Origin of the sequence: Bifidobacterium sp. M0353, assembly GCF_016100645.1 — a bacterium.
GTDB classification, from domain to species: Bacteria; Actinomycetota; Actinomycetes; order Actinomycetales; family Bifidobacteriaceae; genus Bombiscardovia; species Bombiscardovia choladohabitans.
The window spans coordinates 846,417-865,592 of the sequence record NZ_JACFSB010000001.1; the positions used below are offsets into that span (position 1 = coordinate 846,417).

The window sequence follows — 19,176 nt, forward strand, 5'->3', positions numbered from 1 at the left end:
CAAGTACGGAAATCACGGTCCTCTGGCGCCCCTAGAATGAGCCTCGGGCGATGGAACCCGCCCGGGGCTTGAGCCCCGAACCGCAAACTGCTGATAGTTCCTGCACCATGATTCGACGACCCGTCTGTGGGCCGGGTGCAGGCACATGTCTTTCAGCCCGACCCTGCGGATGCTGATTCGTCGGGAACCGAGACCTTCCATGACCAAACCCCCTACCGGACCTGACATGGCCACGGCCCTGGTGGTGATGCTGGGCGGAACCCTGGGCACCGGCTGCCGGTACGCCCTAAGCCTGCTGCCGGGCCAGAGCGGCCCACTGCATCCGGGAACCCTCCTGGCCAACCTGATCGCTTGCGCAGGCTACGCCCTGCTGACCGCCTTCCTGGCCGGGCTGCCCAAAAGCAGGCATGCGCGCCGAAGACAGCTGACCGACAAGGGCCTGGGCATGGGCCTGTGTGGAGGACTGTCGACCATGTCCACGCTCTCGCTGGAACTGGTCCAAGGCTTGTCGGGCGGTCAAGTCCAGGCAGCCCTTGCCTACCTGCTGGTCTCCTTCGTCGGAGGCCTCTTGGTCTCCTGGGCCATGGCAGGGCTGGGAGCGCGTTTGGCCGCACGCATCCAGGCGGGTGTGCGATGACCATTACGTTTACGTTGCTGATTTGCCTGTGCGGCGGCCTGGGGGCCGGACTGCGCTACCTGCTCGATACCCTGGTCAAAGCCCGCTGGCAGGTGGACCTGCCCCTAGCGACCATGATCATCAACCTGTTGGCCGGATTGGCCGCAGGGCTGGTGGCTGCCCTGGCCGCCTTCCACGGACTGCCCGCCTGGGGACGGCTGCTGCTGGCCACAGGACTGCTGGGCGGCTTCTCCACCTTCTCGACAGCGGTCAACGAAGTGTTGGCCCTGACCCGGCAGAGACGGCACCTGGCGGCTCTGGGCTATCTGGCAGCTTCAATCTTTCTGCCGCCTCTGCTGACGGTCCTTGGGTTCCTGCTGGCCGGACCGGGCATGTAGCAGATCCAGCCAGCAATCAAGGCGTTCGAGAATCAGGCACGAACCGGTTCCGGACGACCCTGGGCGGAGTCTGCGGCAATCCCCAGACGGTCGTCATGCCGACGCCACCAGGCGGACAGCACCGAGCCGGAGATGTTGTGCCAGACGCTGAAGAAGGTGGAGGGGATGGCCACAATCGGGTCGGCTGCGAAGGCCTGCAGGGCCAGGGTCGCACCCAGTCCCGAATCCTGCATACCCACCTCGAAGGTTATTGCCTTCTGCTGGGCGTAGCGGAACCCCTTGGGGTAGATGCGGTACATGAGCCGGCTGAAGAGGAAGCCCAGACCGTATCCGCACAGGTTGTGGAGCATGACCACCGGCAGGACCAGGGCGGTGGCGGCGGTGAAGAGCTTGGCATGGTTGACCGAGACGACCACACCGATGATGACCAGGATGGCGATCTGCGAGACGGCCGGCAGGGCCACGGTCACCTTCTGCACCTTCTCCTTGAAGATGGCGTGGACGGCCAGGCCCAGGGCGATGGGGATCAGCACCACCTCAAGGGCGGTCAGGAAGAGCTGCTTGGTGGGGATGGCCACATACTGGCTGGCCAGCAGGTTCATCAGCATGGGGATCATGAAGGGCGCGCACAGGGTGGAGAGCAGGCCTATGGACACGTCCAGGGCCACGTCGCCGCGCGACAGGTAGGACATGACGTTGGAGGAGGTCCCCGAGGGGCAGCAGCCCACCAGGATGACTCCCACGGCGATCATGCCGTCCAGCCGGAAAATGCGGCAGAGCAGCACGGCCAGCAGGGGCATGATCAGGTAATGGGCTATGGTGCCGACGATGACCATGAGCGGCATCTTGACGATTCGCTTGAAGTCGTCCAGGCTCAGGGTCAGTCCCATGCCGAAGAGAATAATGCTCAGGAAGTAGTTGGTGTAGCTGCGGGCCCAAATGCTAATCTGCGGGACAAAGAAGTTGATGGCGGCCCACGCTAGGACCACCAGGATGAACCACTTAGTCAACCAGTCACTGAACCGCTGCACCTTTTGCATGATTCCTGACCACTTCCTCTCGATAGTTCTCTATGTGGTAGAGCAAAGTTAGAAAACCGAGGGCAGGCGCGACGGCGAATGGTCACATTTTGGACGAGGCCGTTCCGGCTCCGACTGGAATTCAGTTGTCCAGGACGGGCGTGCCGGTGGGCACGGACTGCATGATCCACCGAGCATCAGGCACCGTCAGTCGGATGCAGCCGTGGGAGCCAGGGCGGATGCCCAGCATATCGGCCTCCTCCTTGATGTAGCTGCCCTTGGAATCTGTGGGGACCGAGTGGCGATAATCCAGATACTCTGGATTCCTTTTATACTTGATATAAGTTCCATATCCGTTGTTTTGGTGAGTACTCAGTCCCCCGTTTGACACAGGCTACAACCGGGGGAATTATCTAAAGCGGCGCAAACAAACTAATCAATAATGTTAAGGACCTCGCTTGGGTCCGCTATTGTCTCATATTCAGGGAAACACAAATAATCTGCATTTTGCATATGAAACTGAGGAACATTCAAACCAAAGATCCTTGAAACAATAAGGTATGCAAGCAACTAGGGAAATCAAGTAACTACGGACATAGACAAGCTCACATAGGCTGCTTCTTTCGAACCACAGGAGCAATATTCAGTTCTACATTCATGCTGGCGAGTTCCTGGTCATGTCTGACAAGATTGATTTTGGTGAATGTGAAAAGCGTACCGGCAGTTATCGGCTTATCATCCTTCGCTATAACAATAACGACACGACGAGGTTTCGTCTCATATTTCTGAAGGTCAACACCGCTTGGTGCGATTTCTTTAATCTTCTCTTGGAGAAGCTTCTGTGCTTCCTCGTTGGTTCGCAGTACTTCCGTTGAAACAAGAGCTTGAGCCAGTAGATGACTTGCCGGGGCAGAAGACGATACATTTTTAACATGGACGAAGACACCATGAGGCATTAACACATCACAGGCTTCGATCCCTGAACCATGGTTTTCCGGTCGGATTAGCTGCTGGTCAAGACAAAGTCCACCGAGTCTATTTGAGAGCTGCTTGTTGTAATTTAATTCAGCATTTGCCTTCCTTTGAGCATTCCCATCTTCCGGTATTTCATATATAGGCCAATCGGGAAGGTTCTTAAAGTATGGCCCACGATCAAAGATTGTTTTTACCTGTTTTTGAAGATTCGCAATGTAATCGCTGTCCATGACATACCAGCGATTATTTTGCAAAAAATACCTCTTGTCGCCGATAGTTTTCTGGAATGTAAACCATTTTTTTAGAGGAATTTTTGGACTGCTAACATCTGAGTCGTCGGGACCCTTAAAAAGGACAATATATATCTTTTGAAGTCTATTTAATCGCTCCTTCTCATCTACTTCTTGAAGCGGTTTAAGAATATTGTTTAATGTAGGCAGATAATCATAATGCTGTCTATCTCCAGTACCAAAGATTCTGAAACTTTCGACTTGTCCGAAATCATCAATGATTTCATAGGGATATGAGAGGGCCACTTGGTCGCTCTTCTCTCCGATAGCTTTAATAAGACACCGATCGAGTTCGTTTTTCATTGCCTTGTTTTTAACCAATGAAAGATGCTCTAATGCAGCGAGTTCAGAACTCGCGGGTTTTCGGTCAAGCACCGCCTTGATCTGCTCCAAGTTCATTAATAATTTTTCCGGTGACTTGGAGAGAGGAATGCTTAACGAGTCTGCCCCTCTGAGTTTTATCGGTTTCTTAGAGTCACCAATGCCGTCTATGTGTGCTTCAGCGACGAGTTTTGTTGAAAAATCACCGAGTTCCTCAAATCCGAAACTTCTGAGTTCCGCACCCGCAGGTATCGTTGAGCGAATCATTTCAGGTCTCTCATCGAGAGTTGTCTTGCTAAGAACATTTAAACCAGCAGGTTTTGCACATCTAATTGCTACACGTAACCCAAACCTAGGATCTACGTATTGCGGTTCAAGCATCTGAAAACCCATTCCAAAGGTTATTGCCCAAGCAGAAAAAGAAGTTGTTTTCTTACCGGTCTTAGCCGAATCATTGTCGTTGCTTGATTCAGTGCCCGATACCAACTCAGCTCCTGATACAGACTGAGTACTATCCGCATCTGGAATAATGAGAACTGCTGAGGCTGTAGCATTCCCCACTCTCAGTTCTTTTTTAGTAAGCCCTTTTACGGTATCAGTCCAATTAGCCTGATCATGATTAACGGTGCTCCAGTAAAGATAAGCCTCTGTTTCCGCAACATGGACAACTTCTTCACTATTGTCATATTCATCATCATCTGACTGCTGATATTTAGCGCGTATCGCGGCATCATATGAGGGCAAGCCTATGAGGCGGTACAACGTCATACGAGTTTCTGTGCTGGGCTTCCTTGCCAATCTGTGTTCCCCCTTCAGTATCACCAAAGATTTGCTCTTATTTATTAGGGCAGACAATTAAGTGAAAATTATCATGCTGCACCTACTATAAGGCTTAATTAGTAAATTTTAGTAACTAGGGAGACGGTAGATAGTCAGAATTAGTTTTAAAACAAGCTTCGCACTTATACGAGAATACGCGGCTATCCGGAAAACAAGAGTTACAAATACTGATGTAGTAACTTATAGTGCTCACAATGACGGTAAATGTCGTGAATATAAAACATTCAACATCATCTAAACATAAAAAAGATGATATTTCAGAGAATAGGCAACGAAACAAGTTAAGCTCTAGTCGACTCTGATGCGAATTTGCTAAAAGTGACAAACGATTGTTCAATAAAATGACATCGCAGGACGTATACTTCCTAGTCATTTTTCTATTGTTCTCTTTTGGCAAATGCAAAATCAGAAACCCAAGGCACATGCGTCAGCACATAATCCCGTGTTGTTGCTGCGGACTGCACAGAGGGCTATGGAATTCACTTGACCAGGACGGGCGTGCCGGTGGGCACGGACTGCATGATCCACCGAGCGTCGGGCACCGTCAGTCGGATGCAGCCGTGGGAGCCAGGGCGGATGCCCAGCATATCGGCCTCCTCCTTGATGTAGCTGCCGCTGGAATCAGTGGGGACCGAGTGGAAGAGGAAGACCCCGTGGTTCAGAAAGCTGGTGTAGTAACGGGCGCCCATCCCCTCCCTGGGGTTGTAGAAGTGGTCGCCGCGCTCAGACTGGATGCGGAAGCTGCCCTTGGGCGTGGAATCGTCCATGCCCGTCGAGGCGTACATGGTGTAGAGCAGTTGAGACCCGTCGCGCACATAGACCCGCTGATCCTGAAGGCTGACCTCCAGGGAGAGGCCAGGATGGACCGCAGGATCCGGGTAATCGACCTGCTGCGAAGGCTTGAGCCAATCGACAGGCTGAGCAGATGCGCCAGCAGGCTCGGTCTTCTGAACCTTTGTCCGCTCCCCTGCTTGTTCTTTTTTCGCTGATGAAGCGGAGGACTCGGATTTACCGGAATGATGCGCCTTGGGAAATTGTCTCGCCGAAACGGTGGCTGTGCTGGAAGCGCTCGCACCTGCTGAACGTTCCGCATGGGCCGCATCCGCCGGCTGGATCAGGTTGACGATCAGGACTGTCAGCAGCAACGTCAATAGGGCGGTTGTCACCACCACAGGCGTGCGGCGGACAGGGTCCAGCAGCCAACGGAGCATGGCAAGCACACGCCGCTTAAGGCGCTTGCTTTGCAATCCCCAGACAGCCATGTCCTTCCCCTTCGTCGCCATCGAACGAACCTGTATGCACAGTTCATTGTAGTGGCGAAAGAAACCAGGGAGGACTCAGCCTTTCAGCACCTGCCTGGCCCAATCCTCCAGCAGGTCGCACACCAGGGCGGTCTGCTCGATCTGCACATTGTGGCCGGCCTGGTCCAACACCGAGTAGGAGGCCCGGGGGAAGCGGCAGGCCAGGTCGAATTGGTCCAGGTAGCCCACACGGTCGTCCTGGCGGCCGCAGACAAAGAGCACAGGGGCTATGAATCCGGACCAAACCTGGTCGAATTCCATATCCAGCTGGTAGTGCCCCTCCATTCGAGCCACCGTGTCGGCATCGGCCGAACGAATGCCAGGCATGATGGTGCGTTGGTAGGCCTCCAGGTGCTCCCGGGACTCCACCACGGCCATCTGTCGGTAGGCATGCCTGGTGAACTCGTCCACGTCGGCCAGACCCTGGTCATCCCGGACCAGCACCTGACGCGGGGGCAGGCGCCTGTGTGCCGTCACAGGGTCGACCACCGAGGAGAGCAGAGCCATCCCCCGGCAGCGGTCCAGTCGACCGGCGGCGGCATGGCGGCTGAGCAGCCCACCCAGGGAGTTGCCCACCAGGGCGAAGGGGCCGCCACCACTGAAAATGTCCACCTGATCATCCAGCCACCGGGCCAGACCGTCCAGGTCGAGGATGGACGGGTCGGGCGGTGTGCGGCCAAAGCCGGGCTGGTCCAGGTAGATTCGCTCAAAGCCACCCACCCGCTCGAAGACGGGGTCCAGATCGTCGAAGATGTGGTGGTCCACACCTGACCCATGCACAAAGATCAGCGGCAGCCCATGACCCCGACGAATGGCGAACCCGGGCCTGGCGCTCACTTCTTGGAACCGGAGGGAATGCCGGTCTTGAACTCCACGATGTCGCCGTCCTGCATGACGTAGTCCTTGCCCTCAAGGCGCATCTTGCCCTCCTCGCGCACCTTGGCGTAGGACCCGTCGGCGGCCACGAAGTCGTCGTAGGAGACCACCTCGGCCTTGATGAAGCCCTTCTCGAAGTCGGTGTGGATGACCCCGGCAGCCTGGGGGGCGGTCCAGCCCTTGTGGATCTGCCAGGCGCGCACCTCCTTGACCCCGGCGGTCAGGAAGGTCTGCAGGCCAAGAATGTCGAAGCCCACCCGGGCCAGCTGGTCCAGGCCGGACTCCTTGAGCCCGGCATCGGTCAGCATCTCGCGGGCGTCGGCCTCGTCCAGCTCGGTCAGCTCGGACTCGAATTGGGCGTTCAGGAAGATGGCAGGCGCAGGAGCCACGGAGTCGGCCAGCTGCTTCTTCATGTCCTCGTTCTGCAGCTCGTCGTCGTCCACGTTGAAGACGTAGATGAAGGGCTTGGCGGTCATCAGATGCAGGTCGTAGAGCTCGTCCTTGTCGATGTCCCCGGCCTGGGCCGCCTGGTCGATGGTCCGCCCCTGGCCCAGAATCTCCTTGGCCTTGCGAACGGTGTCCAGGTAGGCGGGCTTGATCTTGCCGCCGCGCTGGTCCTTCTCCAGCTTGGGCAGGGCCTTGTCGATGGTCTGCATGTCGGCCAGGATCAGCTCGGTGTTGATGGTGTCGATGTCGTCGGCCGGATCCACCTTGCCGTTGACGTGGACGATGTCGTCGTCATTGAAGGCGCGAACCACCTCGCAGATGGCATCGGCCTCGCGGATGTTGGCCAGGAACTGGTTGCCCAGCCCCTCCCCCTCCGAGGCCCCCTTGACGATGCCGGCGATGTCCACGAAGGTGACCGTGGCTGGCACGATCTTGTCTGTGTGGACCAGCTTGGCCAGGACTGGCAGCCGGTCGTCGGGCAGGGGCACGATGCCGGTGTTGGGCTCGATGGTGGCGAAGGGGTAGTTCTCCGCCAGAACGTTGTTGCGGGTGAGGGCGTTGAAGAGTGTGGACTTGCCGACGTTGGGCAGCCCGACGATTCCTATGGTTAACGACATATGTACCAGTCTATTGCCCGGACTGCCCCGGCGTGGCTCCCCCTAGTCGCCGCGCTCCACCGCATCGATGGCCTCGATGACCGCTCCACGGAAGCCGTGCTTCTCCAGGGAGGCGACCCCCTTGATGGTGGTTCCGCCCGGCGAGCAGACCGCGTCCTTCATGGCTCCGGGGTTGGTGCCGGTGGCCAGGTAGAGGGCCCCGGTCCCTTGAACCATTCGAGCCGCCAGCCGGTAGGCCGCCTGCCTGGGCAGCCCATGCTCCACCCCGGCGTCGGCCAGGGCCTCCATGTACATGGCCGTGTAGGCGGGCGCACATCCGGCGATGGTCGTGCCCACCGAGACCAGATCCCGGGGCAGCCGCTCGATCATGGCCACCGGGTCGAAGACCTGGGTGAAGAGCTCCCGCTGCTGGTCGGTCAGGGTATCGTCCTCCTGGGTGACCAGAACCCCCTGCCCCACTGAAATGGGCGTGTTGGGGATGGCGCAGATCAGGTGGGTGCCCTCCTCCAGGAGGTCGGCATAGTCCTCAAGGGTCATGCCGCCCACCACCGAGAGGACCATGCGGTCCGGGTCAGCCAGCTCATGGCGGATGGGCTCGCAGACCTGGGCCACCTGCTCCGGTTTGACGGCCAGAATCACCAGATCAGCGGCCGCAGCCACCTCGGTGCCCGAGTGCATGGGCCGAACACCCAACTGGGCCGTCCGCTCCACCAGCCGGTCGTAGTGGGCTGCACAGGCCACAATCCGGCCGCCGGGCAGCACGCCCGCGTCGACCAGCCCCTGGGCCATGGCCTGGGCCATGTTGCCGTATCCGATGAAGCCGAGAGTCAATGAGTCCGTGTTCATGCCCTCAAGTCTAGCCGCGCGCCGGGAAGAGCCCCTCCAGATCGCCGCGTTCCAGGGCCAGCCGGTAGAGGTGGGCGAAGACCCTGTCCCCGTGCAGACCGTCGTGCTCGAACTCGTTGGTCACCCAGGCATGGGCGTGACCCACGCGCGAGAGGGTGTCCAGCTGGAGCTCGGAGGGCACGTAGAGATCGTCGGCATAGACCGCTGCCTGCAGGGGAACCTGATTGTCGGCCAGGCGGTCGGGATCGTACAGGTGACCCCAGGAGCCCTCCTCCATGAGCAGACTGACCGCCGGTCCGAAGGGACGCAGGGCCGACTCCTGCTCGAACATCCAGGGGAAGATCGCCTCCCCGGTGAACATGAGCGGGCGGGCAGCAGTGCTGAATTCAGGACGGGCATCACGCACCCGCTGCCCCGCCCAGTGCAGGGGTTCACAGTCCCCATCGGCGTAGATGAACTCCTGCAGGGGCCAGTAGAGCTGTGTAACCGCAGTGGCCGCCCGCACCCCCTCCAGGAAGGCCTGAGAGAGGATGGCCCGGGAGCTGCTGGTGCCGGAAGCGGGCAGGCTGCCGTCGCCGTCCAGGAAGGCCGAGTCCAGCAGCCAGTGGAGGCGCTCGAACCCGCCGCTCTTGCCCAGGTCGGCGCCCAGGGTCTGCAGCCGCTCCACGCTCAGGGGGTCGCCGCCGGGCAGGACCACATCGCCCTGGGCCAGCCGGTCGGCAATGGCCGCCACTCGGTCTTGATCCCCCGGATAGCGCTGATAGAAGGCCTGGGACCGCTGGGCCATCTTGGTAAAGGTGTGGGAGAAGAGCTCATATGCATCAGTGGGGATGTGGGGCACGCCTCCGGCAGTGAAGGCCGCAGCCAGCCCTTCTGGGAAGTTCGACAGGTAGGCCAGGGTCAGATAGCCGCCAAAGCTCTGCCCCAGAGCGACCCAGGGACGGCCGGCGAAGACCGTGCGACGCAGGTGCTCGAAGTCCCGGATGATGGAGTCCGCCAGAAAATGCTTCAGATAGTCGGCCTGGGCCCGGGGCTGGCCTAGGGAGGCCATGGTGGAGCCGTCAATGGCGCTGGACCGGCCCGTACCCCGCTGGTCGGGCAGGACAATGCGGAAGTGGCGCAGGGCCTCGGCCATCCACCCGTCGGCAGTGGCGTTCAACGGCCGTGGGGCGCCCGAGCCGGGTCCGCCCTGCAGGTAGACCAGCAGCGGCAGGTCGTCGTGGATGTGCTCGGGGGCGCAGACCACGCGGTAGAAGCAGCGGATAACCGCCTGGTCCGAATGATCTTCGGCTCGCCAGACGCCAGGTTCACTGCCCGCCCAGTCCAAGGGAACGGGGACGGACCCCTCCCGAACGTAGAGTCCCGGCAGATAGTATCCCTGGTTGGTCATACGCTGGCTCCTTTCTTTGAGATCGGTCGGGTTCATTGTCCCCGGGCGGTTGGACCTGGCTCGTGTGTTGTTTTTCGGATAGCACGGTAGATGCAGTGATGTTGTGAAACGGAGCGGGTTCCGTTCCGACCTGTTTGGCTGTCGAAGCCAGCTTAGGCGGATGCTCCCGCGCTCACCTCCCCCAGGGGGATCCGACGCGCTCCTCGCGCCCACCGCACTTCTGCAAGTAGCCGCTTTCTGCTAAGTATTTAGCCTCGTCTGACTTCACTCATAGCCAAGCCTTGACGGGCCATGCAGTGAAAGTTGCGGTATCGTTACCGCACTGATATAACTGAAGGCTGTCAGAACCGTTCGCCTGCCCATGGCGGCGGTCAGGCAACCGCCGAGGTCGGCAGTCCGGCCCGGCGGCCGACCACTTCGACGAAAGGCCATGATGGCGTACGCGACGATCAGGGATGTGGCCCAACGGGCCGGTGTCTCCGTATCGACGGTCTCCCGAGCCCTCAACGACTCCGGGCGCATCTCCCCCGCCACACGACAGCGCATCAACCAGGTCATCCACGACCTGCACTATGTGCCGGACTCCCGGGCCCGGTCCATGCACTCCGCCCACTCGCGCACCATCGGCCTGCTCATCCCCGACATCCGTAACTCCTACTTCGCGGATCTGGCCTATCTGATCCAGGGCCAGCTGCTCAACCATGGCTTCCAGACCCTGATCTGCACCTCCACCCAGGGCGACCCCGGCGAGGACCGTGCCCAGGTGCGCAACCTGCTGGGCCAGCACATCGACGGAGCCATCATCGTGCCCGGGCCGCGTTCCTCGCACACCCTGGAGGAGCTGACCAGACGCGGGCTGCCCCTGGTCTGCGTGGACCGTGCCGCCGAGGGTGCCACCGGACACGACGGGCGGGCCATCCCCTGCGTGGACGCCGACCCCGAACCCGGCTTGAGGCAGGCCCTTGAGGATCTGCACGCCCAGGGCCACCGACGCATCACCCTGGTGCCCGGGCCCCTCAAGGAATCGGCCACCTTCCGCGAACGCCTGGACGTCTACCGGAACCTGCTGGCAGGCATCGAGGGCATGGACGACCCCCTGGCCGACCAGGTGGAGCCCGGCACCTTCGACCCCGACATGATCGACCTCTGGGCCCGGCAGGGCATCACCGGCGTGCTCTTCGGATCCTCCCTGGATGCCATACGCGCCATCAAAACGGCACAGTCGCGAGCAATCAGCATCGGCGAGGACCTGTCCATGGTCACCTTCGACGACCTGCCCGTCTTCCGCATCCTGACCCCGGCCGTATCGACCATCTCCCAGCAGATCGACACCATGGGGACCCGCTGCGTGGACATGCTCCTGGCTCTGATGGCAGGCTCGCCCGTGCGGTCGGTCCGGCTGCAGACCAGCTACCGCCACTGCGCCTCGGTGGGTCGCCCGCCCGCGCACACCGGCCAGGATCCCTGAACCTGTCACAGCGTGATCATCAAGGCGGACAAGCTCATCAAGGAACGGAGAAACATGATTCAAGATATGGCGGCGGCACCCGACCAGGTGCTCAAGGGACTGGATACCATCACAGGGTCCATCTCGGTGGTCGGATCCATGAATGCGGACTACACCGTCAACACCGACCGGCTGCCCAAGCCCGGCGAGACCATCAACGGCGGTCCCCTGCAGGTGCTGCCCGGGGGCAAGTCGGCCAACCAGGCGGCGACCGCGGCCCGCATCGGCGCCCAGGTCAGGCTCTTCGGGGCCGTGGGATCCGACTCCAACGCCGACTTCCTGCTGGGGCAGCTGGGCAATGCCGGGGTGGACGTCTCCCATGTGATGACCGTGCCGGGAGCCAGCGGAACCACAGTCATCACCGTGGATGCGCGCGGCGAGAACACCATCGTCTACTCCCCCGGCTCCAACGGCAAGGTGGATGTGGACTACGCCCACCGCTCCCGCCAGGCCCTGACCTCGGCCAAGGTGCTGGGCCTGTGCCTGGAGAGCCCCATCGAGACGGTCACCGAGGCCGCGCGCATGGGCCACGAGGCCGGCATGACCGTGCTGCTCAACGACTCCCCCTTCCGCGCCGACCTGCCTGCCGACCTGATCGCCAACTCGGATCTGATCCTGGTCAACGAGCATGAGATGGCTCAGCTGCTGGGCATCGACGAGCCCGAGGACGGCGACTGGCTGGGGGCCGACTGGGACCGGATCAACCAGACCATGCAGGACTTCGGCTTCCACCGGGCCATCGTCACCTTGGGCGGCGAGGGATCCATGGTGCTGGACCAGGGCCAGACCTACCGGATTCACGCCGTGCATGTGGACGCCGTGGACACCACCGGCTGCGGGGACGCCTTCATGGGCACCGTGCTGGCCGGCCTTGCCTCCGACATGACCCTTGTGCAGGCCGCCCAGCTGGCCTCCTACGTCTCCGCATACGCCGCCACCGGGCAGGGGGCGCAGGCCTCCTACGGCACGGCCGAGCAGATTCGGCTGCGTTTCTCCTGAGACCGGGCGCTCGGAGGCGGAACATCAAGGTCGAGCCATCGGGATCAGTCCACCGGGATCTTATGACCAAGGTACGTTGGTCAGGGTCCGACGATTAGTCAGGTGGACCGGCCCCTCCCCCGGCTTTGTCAGGCCGACGAACCGTTGTGGAATGCACGACGGGGAGTCGGCCTGACTGGTATTTGAGCGAAGGAACGGCATTAAACCCCTCGAGGTGGCTAAACCGATGATCAGTAACCACATCTGCAAAGCCACAATTCTTCGGCAGCCAGGGACCACATTTGACCACATCATCCCTCGGACTGATGGCGCCTCCCATCACCCACGAATATTGTTGGTTCCATGAACACAGTCAGTCAAACAGCGCAGCGGCCGATCACCAGGTCCAACGGTCGAACGCTGCTGACTGACACTCTCTTGGCCATCCTTCTACTTCTACTGGTGAGCGGCCCCACCTCCGCTTCCGTTCCAATAGATGGAGCCCTGATCCCCTCGCAGAAAATCCAAATCCTGATCTGGACGATCCTGATCATAGCGCCTGTCATTATCCGTCGCCGATTCCCCGACCTGGCAGCCGGGCTCTTCATCGCTGTGGCTCTGGCTCAGCTCCTGTTGGGGCCTGCCATCATGCTAGCTGATGCAGTCTGCCTGGTAATGGTCTATTCCTGTCTGCTCTACGGACGCCCATCCTTGCGTCGACTCTACCTGACCTTGACCTGGGTCATGATGTCCTTAGCCTGCCTGGCTTTCACGTTGGTCAATTCGGGGTTTCTGCCTCCAGGCAGGACACGGCAGGACCGCACCTTCATGTCGCCGAGCTCATTGAGAGAACTGACGATCAACTTCCTATTGAATTTTCTGTTCGATGGGCTTCTGCTGCTCGTCGCCATCATTGCCTCCTACTGGACGCAGACCAGGCGGGATGCCCTTGACGAGGCCCGGCAACGCAACCACGCCTTGGCCCTGCAGGCAGAACAAAGCGCGGCCCTGTCTGCAAGCGCTGAGCGGGCCCGCATGGCCCGTGATATGCACGATGTCGTCGCACACACCCTGTCCATTGTCATCGTGCAGGCAGATGCCGGCAGATATGCTGCCACTGCCGATGCCAACCTGGCCCTCAAGACCATGCGCACCATTGATCAAGAGGGCCGTCGCGCCCTACGTGAGCTGAGCTCGCTCTTCGGCAAACTCAGGGCTCCAACCAACCAAGCGGCCGACTCCAGCCAAAAAACAACGAATATCCCTCCAGGTCAACACCTGTCTTCCCCAAGAATACTTGACCAATCTCAAGCAACTGCCCCAACGAGCTCTACTCGTCAATTCGCGAACGAGCATGATCGCAATTCAGTTGATGCAGAAGGTGCTCAACCAAGACAAGCCAGCGGTCATCCTCCCACAATTCAAGAGACTCCAACTGTTAACACTGTCAAGGCCAATGTTGATACGGCCAGCAATGCACATACTTGGTCCTCGGCTGCCACCTCTTCAAGCAACCCACCGACCAGCTACGAATCTTGGACAGACTTGATAGATGCGGCTCGACTCACTCAGCCGGAATCCCAATTCAGCCGGCACGTCGAAGGCCGACCCCAACCACAAAGGTTGGATCGCAGCCGCGCCATAACTGCTTATAGGGTCTTGCAAGAAGCATTGACCAATGTTCGCAAGCATGCCGCTCCTGCTTCACACGTGCTGATTGAAGAGCAGTGGCTCACGGACGGTCTGAGCCTGACTATTGACGACTACCCGCTTGACCTTACCACTACTATTTCAGATTCTCAGACGCAGATGGAACAACCTGAGCATTCAGGCTTCGGACTTTTGGGGATGCAGGAACGACTGACGTCTCTGGGAGGCAACCTTCAAGCTGGCCCCAAACCAGATGGCGGTTACCACCTTCAGGTATGGATTCCTTTTGTCGCTCCGCCAAAATCCGACCCCGAAATGGGAATATACGCAAATCGACAAGCTCAGTGGTCCTTGCGCTCGATTGTCTCCAAGCTCTTCATTTGGTTTCAACGCCATCCATTGACGGCCGACCTGGGTTTGGTAATCGGACTTGTGTTGGTAGGGAATCCAGGTCAAGCTCTTTCTATAGCACCTGTCACGCCCCAATATGATCCGGGCCGACCAGTAAGGATCATCGCCACGCTAGGTATCACTTTGCCTCTGATTGTGCGCAGAGTCCGTCCCGGCATTTGCGCCGCCCTAGTGGCTGCAGCTGCCGCCCTGCTGCTGCTCTTCTCGCCATGGCTGCCAGAGGCTGCGATCTGTTCCCCAATCGCCATCTATTCGGCAGTGGTTTACGGTAAAGACACCACCAGGCGATGGGTTCCATTCGCGGTCATCACGGATGTGGTTTTATGGGCTGCCAGATGTGTGGCCAATAACCAAGGGTGTCCCACCGTTCTGTCATACATTACAGAACGACCAGCAGAATCACCTTTTTCTGCATCCAATTTAACGCATTTCACAGTGATGGCCGCGCCGGCCTTGATCTGTCTGCTGACCATTCTGATTGCGTCGCACCAACGCACTCGTGGCTCGGTCCTTCTTCTGCAGCAGGAACGCGAGCGCGCGCTAAGCCAGACCCTGCAGGAAAGCCAGGCTCTGGCCGCCAATCAGGAGCGGGAACTGATCGGCGCCACCATGCAGGTAGAAGTAGCGGACACACTAAATACTGTCATTGCATCCACCACTAATGCCATCGGCGTGCTGAACGATTATCAAGTCAAGGGAGTGAGCCCTCCCCCGGAACAGATAGCACAAGCCTTCGGCGACATTGCAAGCCAAGGACGCGAGGCCCTGGCTCGAATGCGGCAACTGCTAACAGTCCTGCGCCACAGTTCCAGCACCGACCCGCATTCAGACACCGAGACCATCCATGACCCGAACAAGAGTTTTAATTCAGATGGGAGCCACAAGGTTGAATCCACCCACAAAACCCCACCTATGACGGCTCTTCACCCAGCCAAACCCCTGCCAGTAGATCTTGACGATCAGGTTGACAACCCTTCGCAACATTCGCAACGGGACAAGAAACCGATGCATGTCCAATCGGACACCAGGCATGAGCATTCTTGATAATGAGCACTAATGAGCACTAATGAGCACAGCAGGTAATCAGCACAACCGAAGAATCAAGCACCCCACGAATCATGCATCCGAACATTAGCCTGCCCCAGGAATTAATGACTAGGGTAAGTCGTTTTGTTATTTGACAGTTACTCCGGCAACGGATGTTCAGACAACACTTACAGCTATTGCCTTAGCCACAAATCGAAACCAGCCGTAATTCCTGGCAACACTCAACTCAGATAAAATCGAATGGTAGCGCTGGCTACCATCTAACGGAAAGAAGCAGGCAATCATGGAACGGACCAAACCCATCAGCGTTGCCATCGTGGATGACCAGAATCTGGTCCGGGCCGGTTTTGCCATGGTCATCGGCTCCCAGGATGACATGACCGTGGTCGGCCAAGGCGCGGACGGCGAGCAAGCAGTGGACCTGGCCTCACGCCTGCGGCCCGATGTGATCCTCATGGATGTACGCATGCCCGGCGTGGATGGTTTGACAGCCACCCGCCGAATCACTGCATTGTCACCTGACCGTCCGGAGTCCAGGGTCATTGTGCTAACAACCTTCGATCTTGACGAATACGTCATGGCTGCCATAAAAGCCGGTGCATCCGGATTCCTGCTCAAGGATACCGAGCCTGAAACCCTCCTGTCCTCCATCCGTACAGTTCACCGGGGCAATGCGATCATCGCTCCTTCGGCTACAAAACGCCTGATCGAACACATGGCCCATGACGTGCCTGCGGCCGGGTCCATGCCATCGGGATCGACCTACCGCGATCCCGAAGTGGACCTGCTCACTGATCGCGAGCTGCAGGTCCTGATTCACATAGCCCAAGGTCTGAGCAACCAGGAGATAGCCGACAATCTGGGGATCTCACTGCCCACAGTGAAAACTCATGTCACTCACATTCTCCAGAAGATCAATGCCCGCGACCGCGTCCAGGCGGTGGTCTTCGCTTACGAAAACCATCTGGTATGAACCTGGACGTCATGCAGCATCAATCGTCACTAAGAGCCTCAATGGGTGAAACCTTGACTGCCTCCTTGGCTGGCAGCACACTGGCTGCCACAGCAGCCAGCAAGGCCACTGGCAGTATCAGCACAAAAGCCGACCATGGCACGGTGAAGGTCACGGACCCTAAGGGCACAAAGACCTGGTAGGCTCCTATCCATCCGAAGAGCGTTCCTAGAACGATTCCAGCCAGACTGGCTCCCAGGGCTATCATGCAGGCCTCGACTCCCAAGGATCGACGAACCTGGACGCTGCTCATGCCGATTGCCCTGAGCGTGGCAGTCTCACGACGGCGTTCCAGCACCGACATCATCAAAGTGTTGGAAACCCCTATCAGGGCGATAATCACAGCAACGCCCAGCAATGCCACCATGATCGCCAACAAGGAATCGATTCTTTCGTTCCATGTCCTCATTTGCGTCAGCCCTCCGCTGATAGCCATGTCGTCATGCTCTCCTACAGCCTGACGTATGTCATCCAAGAGCAGTGCGGTATCGCGATCTCCCTGCGTCCTAATCCAGATTTCATGCGTCTTGGTGTCAATTCCAGCAACATTCCGGGAGTCCGTGATTGCATAGACGCCACTGGTATCCAGCCCGCCGAATCCGGCAAAGACCCCAGTCAATGTTCTTCTTGCATCTGCCTCCTTTTCACGTTCATCGTCCGCCTGAGGATCGGCTATTGACAACTTCAGCTGACTTCCATCCCGGTAACCGGAATGCTTGGAAATCGTTCTGGTCGACACCAGCAGCGCATCCGACCTTTGCATACCTGGACCCAGATCGGCATGAAGCACTCGCCTGATCCGTGAAGCATCCAAGGCATAGACAGTCATGGAAGCTTGTGATGGGCCTCCTGACTGGACCTTGGCATCGAATCGCTGCACCAGCTCCGCATCTGCAACACCTTGGATACGCTCAATGGCCCGCACATTTCTCTTGTTCAGACCCTGACCAGATATTTCAATATCCACGGAATAACGCTGATCAATATCCTTGAACAAGGTCCGTTTAGCGGTTACCGCACCTGTAGCCAGAGTGGAGACCAGAGTCACGCCAATCAGCAGAGCAACACCTGTGGCAGCGACCCGTGAGGGATTTCGAGCGATATTCGCCACTCCGACACTGCAAGATGGTCCAATCTTGGACACAGGTTTACCCAAACAACGCAGAAGAGCCGGAATCCATCGACGAGCCCCTATCAGCGCACCCAGAAAGATCAGCAAAACACCCAATACTGCGAGACCTAGCAATCGTTCCTGCTGATTACTGGTCTGGACTGTATCGCCAGAGTTTGTCCTGACTAACTCCCCTACGCGCCAAGATGACCAGGTCACCAACGCCAGACCAATGACAGCCAGCAGGATACTGATTCGTAAACCGGTCCGATTCCTGCTGCCCTGCTCCTGATAATCCACTGGCTGCAGGGCTTCAAGCGGTCTGACTCTGATAGCCCTATGACTAGATCCAAAGGCAGCCACCAGGGTTGCCAATACACCGAGCACAAACGGAACCAGGAGGGAGGCGGGTGTAAGCAGGAGTTCAAACTTCATGGTGCCCGAATGCAAACCAAGGCAACCGGCAAGGCCCATCAAGCCCATGGCCAGCAGGATGCCGATCAGGGACGATATGACGCCAAGAAGCAGGGCCTGCTGCAGCACGCCTACCCTGATTTGCCGTCGATCAGCACCAATAATCCTCAGCAGGGCCAGATACCTGCGCTGTCTGGCAACCATGATCTGGAAGGTGTTGGCAATCACCAAGGCAGCCACCACCATGGCCAGCAAACCAAAAGTCATGAGGAAAAGAGTTGTGATGTCCACACCATCGCCGGTCTGCTCTCTGAGCAGCCTGTCCTCCATGGTACGACGATCCTCCAGCTGGTATCCCTTGGGAACGTATCGCCTGATATTTTGCAGAGCCTTCTGAAGCTCCTTGCCTTGGCCATCAACCTGCAGATAGACATTATTCACAGGAAGGGACTCCGGTCCAACCATTCCCGCCATACTCAGCAGACGCTCAATCCGAGAATCCGTCAGCACCACAGCTCCACCGAAGTCATCGTACTGTCGACCACGGCTCTTGCTGATGCCTGAGACGGTCAAGTCCACGGTTCCTTGGTCAACAAGACGTTCTTTGCTTGAAGAATCCTGAGCACTATCGCTATCACTACCTGGCAGCATCATCGGGGACAGATGGAGGCGCACCTTATCACCCAGGCCCGCCTGGAGCCTGTCGGAGACGGGCTGCGGCAGCACAACCTGATCATCTGAATCCGGCCATTGCCCCCGAACCAGATCGATAGGCATAAGCTCCTGCCTGGCACCTACTATGGCCAGGATCTCCTTGCTGGACTGACCGTTTGCTTCTGCATCCACCAAGAGGCTGACATCAGGGCGCAGACCACGAACCCCCTGCAAGTTCGACAGTCCTTTGCTGTCAAACTCGTCGAACAGGATTGGCTTGTCCTGATCCTCTCTGGAGGCCACAACATAGTTGGCTTGACCAGCATCCACGCTCATCTCGCGACGCATGGAGGCATTCGCCACGTTGCCAAAAAGGAGCGTCAGGCACATAAAGAGGGTGCCGATAACAATGGCCATACCAGCCGGCATCATCATACGTGCATCGCGCTTCATCAT

General features: G+C 58.5%; 15 protein-coding genes and 1 riboswitch. Of the genes, 6 read left to right on the forward strand and 9 right to left on the reverse strand.

The window, feature by feature from the left end; genetic code table 11:
- Positions 1–37 precede the first annotated feature (37 nt).
- Positions 38–110, forward strand: a riboswitch (Fluoride riboswitch).
- 89 nt (positions 111–199) lie between these two features.
- Both H3V04_RS03410 and H3V04_RS03415 read left to right on the forward strand, forming a co-directional pair.
- Complete coding sequence (locus H3V04_RS03410) at positions 200–637, forward strand: CrcB family protein (protein ID WP_198187187.1); 438 nt, start codon at positions 200–202, stop codon at positions 635–637.
- Complete coding sequence (locus H3V04_RS03415) at positions 634–1,014, forward strand: CrcB family protein (RefSeq protein WP_198187188.1); 381 nt, start codon at positions 634–636, stop codon at positions 1,012–1,014. The genes H3V04_RS03410 and H3V04_RS03415 overlap by 4 nt, the downstream gene beginning before the upstream one ends.
- Before the next feature lie 32 nt (positions 1,015–1,046).
- On the opposite strand, the gene H3V04_RS03420 is transcribed toward H3V04_RS03415, so the two are convergent.
- The 8 genes from H3V04_RS03420 to H3V04_RS03455 all read right to left on the reverse strand — a co-directional run bounded on the left by H3V04_RS03420 (position 1,047) and on the right by H3V04_RS03455 (position 9,936).
- Positions 1,047–2,054, reverse strand: coding sequence for a bile acid:sodium symporter family protein (locus H3V04_RS03420; protein WP_198187189.1), 1,008 nt, complete (start codon positions 2,052–2,054; stop codon positions 1,047–1,049).
- 121 nt (positions 2,055–2,175) lie between these two features.
- Positions 2,176–2,424: a L,D-transpeptidase family protein gene (locus H3V04_RS03425; protein ID WP_198187190.1), complete on the reverse strand. Its 249-nt coding sequence runs from the start codon at positions 2,422–2,424 to the stop codon at positions 2,176–2,178.
- Between the two features lie 214 nt (positions 2,425–2,638).
- Positions 2,639–4,417, reverse strand: coding sequence for a DUF6119 family protein (locus tag H3V04_RS03430; protein WP_198187191.1), 1,779 nt, complete (start codon positions 4,415–4,417; stop codon positions 2,639–2,641).
- A 521-nt stretch (positions 4,418–4,938) separates the two neighbouring features.
- Positions 4,939–5,742, reverse strand: a complete 804-nt coding sequence (locus tag H3V04_RS03435) for a L,D-transpeptidase (RefSeq protein WP_198187192.1) — start codon at positions 5,740–5,742, stop codon at positions 4,939–4,941.
- A gap of 54 nt (positions 5,743–5,796) precedes the next feature.
- Positions 5,797–6,597, reverse strand: coding sequence for an alpha/beta fold hydrolase (locus H3V04_RS03440; RefSeq protein ID WP_198187193.1), 801 nt, complete (start codon positions 6,595–6,597; stop codon positions 5,797–5,799).
- Positions 6,594–7,700 (reverse strand): redox-regulated ATPase YchF, encoded by a 1,107-nt coding sequence (gene ychF / locus H3V04_RS03445; protein ID WP_029678472.1) that lies wholly within the window; start codon positions 7,698–7,700, stop codon positions 6,594–6,596. The genes H3V04_RS03440 and ychF overlap by 4 nt, the downstream gene beginning before the upstream one ends.
- Before the next feature lie 42 nt (positions 7,701–7,742).
- Positions 7,743–8,546, reverse strand: coding sequence for a pyrroline-5-carboxylate reductase (gene proC / locus H3V04_RS03450; RefSeq protein ID WP_198187194.1), 804 nt, complete (start codon positions 8,544–8,546; stop codon positions 7,743–7,745).
- A 10-nt stretch (positions 8,547–8,556) separates the two neighbouring features.
- Complete coding sequence (locus H3V04_RS03455) at positions 8,557–9,936, reverse strand: alpha/beta fold hydrolase (protein ID WP_198187195.1); 1,380 nt, start codon at positions 9,934–9,936, stop codon at positions 8,557–8,559.
- Between the two features lie 430 nt (positions 9,937–10,366).
- On the opposite strand from H3V04_RS03455, the gene H3V04_RS03460 reads away from it, so the two are divergent.
- The 4 genes from H3V04_RS03460 to H3V04_RS03475 all read left to right on the forward strand — a co-directional run bounded on the left by H3V04_RS03460 (position 10,367) and on the right by H3V04_RS03475 (position 16,502).
- On the forward strand, positions 10,367–11,404 hold the full coding sequence (locus H3V04_RS03460) for a LacI family DNA-binding transcriptional regulator (protein WP_198187196.1): 1,038 nt from the start codon (positions 10,367–10,369) through the stop codon (positions 11,402–11,404).
- Positions 11,405–11,458: 54 nt separating this feature from the next.
- Positions 11,459–12,442 (forward strand): ribokinase, encoded by a 984-nt coding sequence (locus H3V04_RS03465; RefSeq protein ID WP_373564659.1) that lies wholly within the window; start codon positions 11,459–11,461, stop codon positions 12,440–12,442.
- A 342-nt stretch (positions 12,443–12,784) separates the two neighbouring features.
- Positions 12,785–15,526: a histidine kinase gene (locus H3V04_RS03470; protein ID WP_198187197.1), complete on the forward strand. Its 2,742-nt coding sequence runs from the start codon at positions 12,785–12,787 to the stop codon at positions 15,524–15,526.
- A gap of 286 nt (positions 15,527–15,812) precedes the next feature.
- Positions 15,813–16,502 (forward strand): response regulator transcription factor, encoded by a 690-nt coding sequence (locus tag H3V04_RS03475; RefSeq protein ID WP_198187198.1) that lies wholly within the window; start codon positions 15,813–15,815, stop codon positions 16,500–16,502.
- A 19-nt stretch (positions 16,503–16,521) separates the two neighbouring features.
- On the opposite strand, the gene H3V04_RS03480 is transcribed toward H3V04_RS03475, so the two are convergent.
- Positions 16,522–19,176: an ABC transporter permease gene (locus tag H3V04_RS03480; RefSeq protein ID WP_198187199.1), complete on the reverse strand. Its 2,655-nt coding sequence runs from the start codon at positions 19,174–19,176 to the stop codon at positions 16,522–16,524.

Bases quoted from the DNA above. Each gene is read 5' to 3' on its own strand.
- H3V04_RS03410 (WP_198187187.1), top strand. From the start codon at position 200: ATGACCAAACCCCCTACCGGACCTGACATGGCCACGGCCCTGGTGGTG.
- H3V04_RS03415 (WP_198187188.1), top strand. From the start codon at position 634: ATGACCATTACGTTTACGTTGCTGATTTGCCTGTGCGGCGGCCTGGGG.
- H3V04_RS03420 (WP_198187189.1), bottom strand. From the start codon at position 2,054: ATGCAAAAGGTGCAGCGGTTCAGTGACTGGTTGACTAAGTGGTTCATC.
- H3V04_RS03435 (WP_198187192.1), bottom strand. From the start codon at position 5,742: ATGGCGACGAAGGGGAAGGACATGGCTGTCTGGGGATTGCAAAGCAAG.
- ychF (WP_029678472.1), bottom strand. From the start codon at position 7,700: ATGTCGTTAACCATAGGAATCGTCGGGCTGCCCAACGTCGGCAAGTCC.
- proC (WP_198187194.1), bottom strand. From the start codon at position 8,546: ATGAACACGGACTCATTGACTCTCGGCTTCATCGGATACGGCAACATG.
- H3V04_RS03455 (WP_198187195.1), bottom strand. From the start codon at position 9,936: ATGACCAACCAGGGATACTATCTGCCGGGACTCTACGTTCGGGAGGGG.
- H3V04_RS03460 (WP_198187196.1), top strand. From the start codon at position 10,367: ATGATGGCGTACGCGACGATCAGGGATGTGGCCCAACGGGCCGGTGTC.
- H3V04_RS03465 (WP_373564659.1), top strand. From the start codon at position 11,459: ATGATTCAAGATATGGCGGCGGCACCCGACCAGGTGCTCAAGGGACTG.
- H3V04_RS03470 (WP_198187197.1), top strand. From the start codon at position 12,785: ATGAACACAGTCAGTCAAACAGCGCAGCGGCCGATCACCAGGTCCAAC.
- H3V04_RS03475 (WP_198187198.1), top strand. From the start codon at position 15,813: ATGGAACGGACCAAACCCATCAGCGTTGCCATCGTGGATGACCAGAAT.
- H3V04_RS03480 (WP_198187199.1), bottom strand. From the start codon at position 19,176: ATGATGAAGCGCGATGCACGTATGATGATGCCGGCTGGTATGGCCATT.